Source organism: Streptomyces chiangmaiensis, from assembly GCF_036281785.1.
GTDB lineage: Bacteria > Actinomycetota > Actinomycetes > Streptomycetales > Streptomycetaceae > Streptomyces > Streptomyces chiangmaiensis.
Window position 1 is genome coordinate 1 of record NZ_JAYWVC010000422.1, and the last position, 3,487, is coordinate 3,487.

Annotated in this window: 2 protein-coding genes and 1 pseudogene; 1 reads left to right on the forward strand and 2 read right to left on the reverse strand. The window is 68.1% G+C overall.

Annotated elements, in window-relative coordinates; translation table 11 throughout:
- Both VXC91_RS43665 and VXC91_RS43670 read right to left on the reverse strand, forming a co-directional pair.
- The coding region (locus VXC91_RS43665) for a tyrosine-type recombinase/integrase (RefSeq protein ID WP_329512901.1) at positions 1 to 757 on the reverse strand (757 nt) is incomplete at its 3' end.
- Between the two features lie 1,439 nt (positions 758 to 2,196).
- A pseudogene (locus VXC91_RS43670) lies at positions 2,197 to 2,430 on the reverse strand (tyrosine-type recombinase/integrase); the annotation flags it as partial.
- A gap of 82 nt (positions 2,431 to 2,512) precedes the next feature.
- Between VXC91_RS43670 and VXC91_RS43675 the strand changes: the two are divergent.
- Positions 2,513 to 3,487: integrase core domain-containing protein (locus tag VXC91_RS43675; RefSeq protein ID WP_329512902.1), on the forward strand; the 975-nt coding region annotated here is incomplete at its 3' end.

The window sequence follows — 3,487 nt, forward strand, 5'->3', positions numbered from 1 at the left end:
GCTCGTGCTGGCAGGGGGTGCCGTAAGGTCGGCCGCATGCGCCGAGCTCGACCTTTCGGCGATCGAAGTGCTCCTCGAACTCCGACCACTCGTCGGGCGTGCTGTCCCGGTACTCGCCCTCGGGTCGGACCTGACGTCGGTGCTGCAGGTACTCCTGGTAGTGGCGGATCACGTCCTCGTCGAACACCGCGACGTAGCCACGAGTGGTCTGGATATTCAGGTGTCCGAGCAAGGCCGCGCCGATATGGATCGGCAGGCCGCTGTTGACGAGCTCGGTGATGAAGATTCGGCGGAAGTCGTGCGGAGTGAACTTCAGTCCCTTGAAACCGGGGTGTACCTCGGCGAGGGCGAGGCAGCGCCGTTGGATCATTTGCTGAATCGTGCCGGGGTTGAAGACTGCGGGAACCGCGCCGTTCTGCCGCTGGAAGAGGAACGGCATCGGAGGGCTCCAGACCTTGTCGTGCGGGTCATAGCGGGAGACCAGCGGGATCGGGCGACCAGTGCGGACGTGTCGGCCGATGATGGACGCGATCACGTGGAAGAGTTCGGCGGACATTGGGATCACTCGCTCGCGGTCGGTCTTCGAGGGCGCGATGACGAGCAGAGCGATGACCTCGCCGTCGGGGCGCTGGTACTGGCGGATGCTCAGGTGGCTCAGCTCGCAGAGCTCCTCGATGCGCACGCCGGAGTGCCGCAGGGTCTCCACCGCGGCCCAGTCCCAGAACGCGGCCTCTTCTTCGGCGGCGATGTGGACCATCTCGCCGCTGTCGTTGTTGCGCAGGCGTGGTGGAACGGGCGCGGCGCGGCGAGTGAGCTTGCGGTCGGCGTCGCTCAGCACGCGCGTGTAGGTGGTGCCGGCGAAGGTGAACGGCTCGCCCTCGACCGCTTTCCTCCGCGAGTTCGAGCAACTGGCGGAAGCGGTCGTAGCGGGACTCGACGTGCTCGACGAGCACGGGCAGCAGAGGCTGGCGCTGGCTGGTGCGGTCGGCGGTTCGCTCGTTGATCCGGCGGCGGCGTGCACCGAGCCCGCGCAGGTCGGAAGGCGGAACCGGGCAGGGAGCGACCCACACAGCCCAGCGCTCGGGTTCCTGGGCTGCCCAGGTGTGCAGGTCGTAGTAGAAGCTGCGGAGCGAGATGACCAGGCCGTCCGCTCCGGCTCGCGGAGCGCCGTCGTCCTTGACGGCGATCATCTGCCGCCAGGCGGCATAGACCTCAGGGGCGATCCGCAGATCGGCCTGCTCGGGGTTGATGCGCTCGATCTTCTCCCAGAAGTGGTGGGCCAGGTGCAGCACCAGGTTCTTCCAAGTGCCGTAGTCGGTGTCCGCCCGGCGGCGGTTGAAGTAGTCGATCAGCAGCCCTCGAACGGCCTGGTTGCGGATGGGGTAGAGGTCGATCAGCTCCTCGATGCTCTTCTGACCGCGCATCAGGGCCGCTCGCATCGTGGCCGGGACCGTCGGCGGCAAGTGGCCCATGGCCTGGAGCACATGCCACACACCCTGTCCGCGCAACCGGTTACCGGCCTTGTTTCCCGGAGCCACGGCCGACCACGCGCGCCGGTTCTCCTGAGCGAAGTGCAGCAGCGCGGGCGCCGTGACGTCGCTCAGCGTGACACCCTGGACGGCCAGCAGCGCGCACAGGTCGAACAGGGCCTCGGTCCGGTGCGCGTAGGTGTGCTGGTGCACCTCGACCTGCTTGACGAAGTCGTCCAGCAGCGGATCGCTCTGCGCGGCGATGAACATCGACGCGAAGCTGGTCATGTGGTGGCGCCGGAAGGCGAGCATGGACGGCTGGATGGCGCGCAGGCAGATCAGGGACCGCAGGCCGGTGGTGAGCTTGAAGCTGGGGCTGCGGCGGCACTCCAGGTCGTTGACGTTGACCAGGCCCTGTCCGACCGGGCCGGCCTCCCACCGTTCCTGCCAGGTCAGGCCGGGGTAGCCGGCCAGGTAGTCCAGGACAGCGCGGGCGGCCATGCCGCGCTGTTGCCGCGTCGACGTCCCTCCGTCCCAGGCCTCGACGGCCAACCCTGCGATCGACAGCGCGGAGGTGCGGGAGAGGTCGCCGAACGGGCGGGGAGGTGTGGTCGCGACGGCCGGCTCGGGAGTCATCAGGCCGCCTACGAAGCGGCTGGAGTAGTCGAGGCCCTCGGCGATCGGGCCGTGGCGGCGGCTGACTCCGGTCGTGGGGCTCGCGGCGGTCTTAGGCACCGAACACCGCCGCGATGTCGTCGGCGGCGTAGCCGGATGGGTAACTGATCTGCGGCCGTGGCCTGTTGTAGTGCTCCAGCAGGGCGTCGAAGATCTCCTCGACCCGCACCGCCAGGTAGCGGCTGGTGGTCTGGATGTTGGCGTGGCGCAGCACCGTCTGGACCTCGGGGAGCGTGAGCTTGCCGCCGTTGGCCATCCGGTGGGCGGCCGTGTGGCGAAGGTCGTGAAGCGTGTGGGGCTCATAAAGTCATCGCTGCAGGTGAGCAGCGGTGTACATGGTTGTCGGTGGTGGCTGAGACACTGTCCCGATGGTCGTGTCACTGTTGTACCGCGCTGCTCGTACGCTGCTGTCCCTACCGGCTGTCCTGCTGCGCCAAGACACCGCCAGGGACGCCGAGTTGTTGGTGCTGAGGCAGAACTCAGTCCTGCACCGTCAGCTCAAGGTCCCGGTCCGCTACGAGTGGGCCGACCGGTTCTGGCTTTCCGCGCTGTCCTCGCGGATACCGCGCCGCCGCTGGGCCGACGTCTTCCCCGTCACACCCGGCATCCTGCCGGCCTGGTACCGCAAGCTGATCGCCAAGAAGTGGGACTACTCCGCCCGCCGCAGCCGCAAGGGCCGACCCCCGACTGCGGCCGCGCTCAGGAAGCCGGTGCTGCGCTTGGCCAGCGAAAATCCCCGGTGGGGACACCGCAGGATCCAGGGCGAATTGACCCGGCTGGGCCATCCGATCGCACCGTCCACGGTCTGGGGGATCCTGAACGCCGCGGGCATCGACCCGGCTCCACGCCGCTCCGGCCCCAGCCGGCGCGAGTTCCTGACCACCCAAGCCCAAGAGATCATCGCAGCCGACTTCTTCCACGTGGACACCATGCTCGGAAAGCGCCTGTACGCCATGGCGTTCCTGGAACACGGCACCCGCAGACTGCACGTCACCGGCCTCACCACCCACCCCACCCAGGCCTGGGCGACGCAACAGGCCCGCAATCTCTCCGCCCAACTCGACATGCGCATGGAGTCCCTACGCTTCGTGCTGCGCGACCGCGACGCCAAGTACGACCCGTCCTTCGACGCCGTCTTCGAAGCCGAAGACATGAACGTGCTGCTCAGCGCGCCACGGATGAACGCCCACTGCGAGCGGGTGATCGGCACCGTCCGCCGCGAGGCGCTCGACCACGTCCTGCTCATGAACGAGGCCCACGCCCGGCAAGTCCTGGCCGACTTCGAACGGCACTACAACACGCACCGACCTCACCGGGCCCGAGATCAACGACCCCCTCACGCT